At 64.5% G+C, this 4622-nt stretch carries 3 protein-coding genes; all 3 read right to left on the bottom strand.

Features of this window, described 5'->3' with window-relative positions; genetic code table 11:
• Positions 1–93: 93 nt before the first annotated feature.
• From EN991_RS24350 to EN991_RS24340, 3 genes are read right to left on the bottom strand one after another with little or no spacing between them, the layout of a single operon-like run.
• Positions 94–1275, bottom strand: a complete 1182-nt coding sequence (locus EN991_RS24350; RefSeq protein WP_063172401.1) for a pyridoxal phosphate-dependent aminotransferase — start codon at positions 1273–1275, stop codon at positions 94–96.
• Positions 1268–2173: a homocysteine S-methyltransferase family protein gene (locus EN991_RS24345; protein WP_127369714.1), complete on the bottom strand. Its 906-nt coding sequence runs from the start codon at positions 2171–2173 to the stop codon at positions 1268–1270. The genes EN991_RS24350 and EN991_RS24345 overlap by 8 nt, the downstream gene beginning before the upstream one ends.
• A complete protein-coding gene (locus EN991_RS24340; protein WP_127369715.1) occupies positions 2170–4614 on the bottom strand; it encodes an FAD-dependent oxidoreductase in 2445 nt (814 codons plus the stop codon). Before EN991_RS24340 ends, EN991_RS24345 begins: the two co-directional genes overlap by 4 nt.
• Positions 4615–4622: the final 8 nt, after the last annotated feature.

Below are 4622 nucleotides of genomic sequence, written 5' to 3'. Positions count from 1 at the left end.
AGCCAAGCTTGGCCAGGCGATAGGCGACCGAACAGCCGGAAACGCCGCCGCCGATGATGACCGCTCTTGCTTTGGCGGGAACTGCCTTGGCGATCATGCTGCCTCGCGACGGTAGCTGGAAGCAAAGCGGCGCAGACGAAGTGCAGCTTCCTGCAGCACGGGTTCGGGCTGGCAGAGGCTGATGCGAATGTGGCCGGCGGCCGCCTCGCCGAAGCTGGAGCCGGGCATCACGCCAACCTTTTCCTTGTCGAGCAGGGCCCAGGCGAATTTCTCGTCGTCCGGCTCGACGGCCGAGATGTCGAGCATGACATACATGCCGCCCTCCGAACCGCGCACGGTGACATCGTTCATGCCCCGCACGGCGTCGAGCAAGACGGTGCGGCGTGCCGCGTAGCGTTCGGCGATCTCCTTGACGCCGTAACGGTTCTCCAGCGCCTCGGAACAAGCGATCGAGATGAAGGCCGGCAGGCCGTAGGTCGTCACCAGATTGAGATTGATCATGAGCGTGATCATCTGCTCCGGTCCCGTCAGCCAGCCCATGCGCCAGCCGGTCATGCCGTGGCTCTTGGACATCGAATTGATGACCAGCGTGCGCTCGGCCATTCCTGGCAGCGAGCGCGGCGAGACGTGCTCGCCGCCGCCGAGCGTCCAGTAGACTTCGTCCGACAGCAGCCAGAGGTCGTGCTCCCGGCAGACTTCTGCCAATTGTTCCAGCCGCTCGCGCGAATAGACCGCACCGGTCGGATTGTTCGGCGTGTTGATCAGGATGGCGCGCGTGTTCGGCCGGATTGCCGCGCGGATCATGTCGGCTCGCGGCTGGAAGCCATCCTCGGCCGGTGTCTCGACGACGGTGAAATCAGCGCCAGCGGCGCTGAACGTGTTGGGATAGGTGGCATAATAGGGCGCCACGACGATGGCGTGATCGCCCTGGTCGAGCACGCCCTGCACGGCCGCGTAGAGTGCGGCCTGGCCGCCCGGCGTGGCGATCACCTGATCCGGCGATGTCTCGACGCCGGTGCAGGCGCTCGAGGCCGCGGCCATCGCCTTGCGCAGGCGCGGCAAGCCGGGAAGCGGGGTGTAGTGATGATTGCTGCCGCGAACCGCGGTCACACAGGCTTCGATGGTCTGCGAAGGCGTGTCGAAATCATGGTCGCCAACCGACAGCATGATGATGTCTTCGCCGGCCTCCTTGCGCGTCCAGGCGGCGAAATGGACTTCCCAGCCGTCCTTGCCCGAAGGCACGATGCCGGAAATGCGCGATGATGGTCTAGGCATGCAAAACTCCCGAAATTTCGTAGCCGGCCTGTTCGAGCCGGTCGCGCAGGGCGGCGATGTGCGGTGGTCCGACTTCGCAGCAGCCGCCAACGATGCTTGCGCCAGCCTCCACCCAGCCGATCGCCTGGTCGGCATAGGCATCCGGGCCAAGGTCGTGACGAGCGTGCAGTACATCGACGGTGCCGCCGTGCTTAAGTGCTTCGGTTGACGTGAAGCCATTGGCATATGCGCCGACCGGGCCGCCGAGGCCGATCAGTTCAGGCAAAGCCGCGGCGATTGCTTCCGGCCGGCAGCAATTGACCAGCCGCGCGGCGACTGCCAGGCCGTCGAGCGCGCTTGCCCCAGTGGCTATTGCTTCGCCGCTGCGCAGGCGCGGCTTGCCGTGGTCAGCCAGCGTCCACGATACCCATACCGGCTTGCCGCTTTCCGATGCAGCGGTGACCGCTGCGCGGGCTTCGTCCGCCGACGCCATGGTTTCACACAGGAACAGGTCGACGCCATCGGCCTGCTCGGCAACGATGCGGCGGTAAATATCGAGCGTCTCCTCGAAGGAAATGGTCAGTGCCGGTGCATAGCTGCCGAAAAGCGGCGACAGGCAACCGGCGATGGCTGCATCGCCGGCCTCGTCGCGGGCCTGCCTGGCCAATTCGATGCCGCGCTTCTGCAATGGCTTGAATAGGTCTTCCGCACCTTCGCGCGCCAGGCGTTCGGGTGTCGCAGAATAGGTGTTGATGGTGATGACACGTGCGCCGGCACGGATGAATTCCGCGTGCAGGTCGCGCACCAGATCCGGTTCGTCGATCAGCACCCTGGCCGACCATAGCGGCGTCGGCTCGGATTGGCTGCGGCGGACCAGTTCCTGGCCCATGCCGCCATCGGTGAGGATGATTTTCTTCATGCGCGCAGCCTTTCGTTCTTCGGATCCCACAGCGGTTCATCCTTCTGCACGATTGCCTGAAAGCGGTCACCGAAGATTTCGACCTCGACTGATGTACCTGGTTCGGCCAGGTCGGCGCGCAGCATGCCGAGCGCGATCGACTTGTCGATGCGATGGCCCCAGCCGCCCGACGTCGTCTCGCCGACGATCTTGCCGTCATGCCAGAGTGTAGAAACTGACGGAGCGTCGCAATCGCCGGGGTTTTCCACCACCAGCGTAACGAAGCGCTTCTTCACGCCTTGCTGCTTTTCGTTCAGCAGTGCCGCCTTGCCACGGAAGTCGGGCTTGTCCCATTTGACGAAGCGTTCGAGCCCGCCCTGCAGGATCGAATAGTCGGTCGACAGGTCGCCCTTCCAGGTGCGGTAGCCTTTCTCAAGCCGGAGCGAATCCAGCGCGTACATGCCGAAAGGCTTCAGCCCGTGCTGCTGGCCTGCGGCGCAAACGGCATCGAAGATGGCGGCGGTGTCGTCGATCCTGGTGTGGATTTCCCAGCCGAGTTCGCCGGCGAAGGAGACGCGCACGAGTTTGGCCCAGCGGCCGGCGATCTTCGTCTCCTGATGCGTCAGCCATGGCAGAGTGAGGTCGGCTTCGCAGACATCGGCGAGGATTTTTCGCGAGTTCGGGCCTGCCAGGATCTGGGTCGAGAATTCCTCGGTCCGGTCGATCAGCTTGAACGGTGCGTCCTTGGGCATGCGCGACTTCAGCCATTCGAAATCATGCCACTGCGCGACCGCCGCGGTGATCAGCGTCATCAGGTTCTCGTCGTGACGCACGACGGACATTTCGGTGACGATGCGGCCCTTGTCGTCGGCGAAATAGACGAGACCGATGCGGCCTGGCTTCGGCACCAGTCCGGTGACCTGCAGGCTCAGCCATTCGGCGGCACCGGGACCATCGAGATTGAAGCGCGAGAACCCAGGCAGGTCCAAAATGCCGGCAGCGTCACGCACGGCCAGGCATTCCTCGCGCACACGATGCTGCCATGGCCCGTCGCGGCGGAAGGTCAGCGTGGCTTCCTCGGAAATGTCATCGCCGTCCTGCGCGTACCAGGTGGCGCGCTCCCAGCCATTATAGGCATCGAAGCGGCCACCGAGCGCCTTGATGCGATCGTGGATCGGCGACAGCTTGCGGTCGCGGCCTTCCGGCCAGGCATGGCGCGGGAACTGGATGGCGTATTCGTTGCCGTAGATCTCCATGCCCTTGGCGACGCAATAGTCCGGCGCCGCGGCATAGGAAGTGAAGCGGCGCGGGTCGCACGACCACATGTCCCATTCGGTCCGGCCCTCGGTCACCCATTCGGCCAGCACCTTGCCGGCGCCGCCACCCTGGGCGATGCCGAAGGTGAAGACGCAGGCCTCGAAGGCATTGGGAACGCCAGGCATCGGACCGATCAGCGGATTGCCGTCCGGCGTGTAGGGGATCGGCCCGTTGATCACCTTGGACAGGCCGGCCGTGCCAAGGATCGGCACGCGGGCGACGGCGTCGGCCAGATAATGTTCCAGCCGGTCGAGATCGTCGGGGAACAGCTGGAAGGAAAAGTCCTCCGGCATCGGGTCATTGTGGGTGGCCCAATGCGCGCGGCAATTGCGCTCATAGGGGCCGCGATTCATGCCGTTCTTCTCCTGGCGCAGATAGTAGGAGGTGTCGACGTCGCGCAGCAGCGGCAGCTTCTTGCCTTGTTCCTTCGACCATGCCGCGAGTTCGGGGATCTCCTCGAACAGGATGTACTGATGGCTCATCACCATCATCGGCACGTCGCGGCCGAACATCCGGCCGACTTCGGCGGCGCGGTAGCCGGCGGCATTGACGACGATCTCGCAGCGGATCTCGCCCTGTGCCGTCTCGACCACCCACTCGTCGTTCTCGCGGCGCACGCCTGTGACCGGGCAGAAGCGGATGATCTTCGCGCCCATGTCGCGCGCACCCTTGGCCAGCGCCTGGGTGAGTTGCGCCGGATCGATGTCGCCGTCGCTCGGGTCGTAGAGCGCGCCTTTCAGCTCATGCGTCTCGATGAAGGGATAGCGACGCTGGATCTCGTCGACACCGACAATGTCTATGTCCATACCCTGGTAGAGGCCCATGCCCTTGGCGCGCTGGAATTCCTGCATGCGCTCGAGCGAGTGGGCAAGGCGAAGCGAGCCGGTGACGTGATAGTTCATGGGGTAGTCGACCGCGTCGGCCAGCCCGCGATAAAGCTCGGTCGAATAGCGCTGCATGTTCATCAGCGACCAGGACGAGGAGAAGGTCGGCACGTTGCCGGCGGCATGCCAGGTCGAGCCGGAGGTCAGCTCGTTCTTTTCAAGCAGCACGCAGTCGGTCCAGCCCGCCTTGGCGAGATGATAGAGCGCGGAGGTGCCGACGGCGCCGCCTCCGATGATCACCACGCGCGCCGTGCTCGGCAAACCCGCCA

The sequence above is a fragment of the Mesorhizobium sp. M7A.F.Ca.US.005.03.2.1 genome, from assembly GCF_003997795.1.
Taxonomy (GTDB): domain Bacteria; phylum Pseudomonadota; class Alphaproteobacteria; order Rhizobiales; family Rhizobiaceae; genus Mesorhizobium; species Mesorhizobium ciceri.
This window is presented reverse-complemented; position numbering and strand designations above follow the sequence as displayed.

Coding starts and splice junctions, on each gene's coding strand:
- EN991_RS24350 (WP_063172401.1), bottom strand. CDS start 1,275: ATGCCTAGACCATCATCGCGCATTTCCGGCATCGTGCCTTCGGGCAAG.
- EN991_RS24345 (WP_127369714.1), bottom strand. CDS start 2,173: ATGAAGAAAATCATCCTCACCGATGGCGGCATGGGCCAGGAACTGGTC.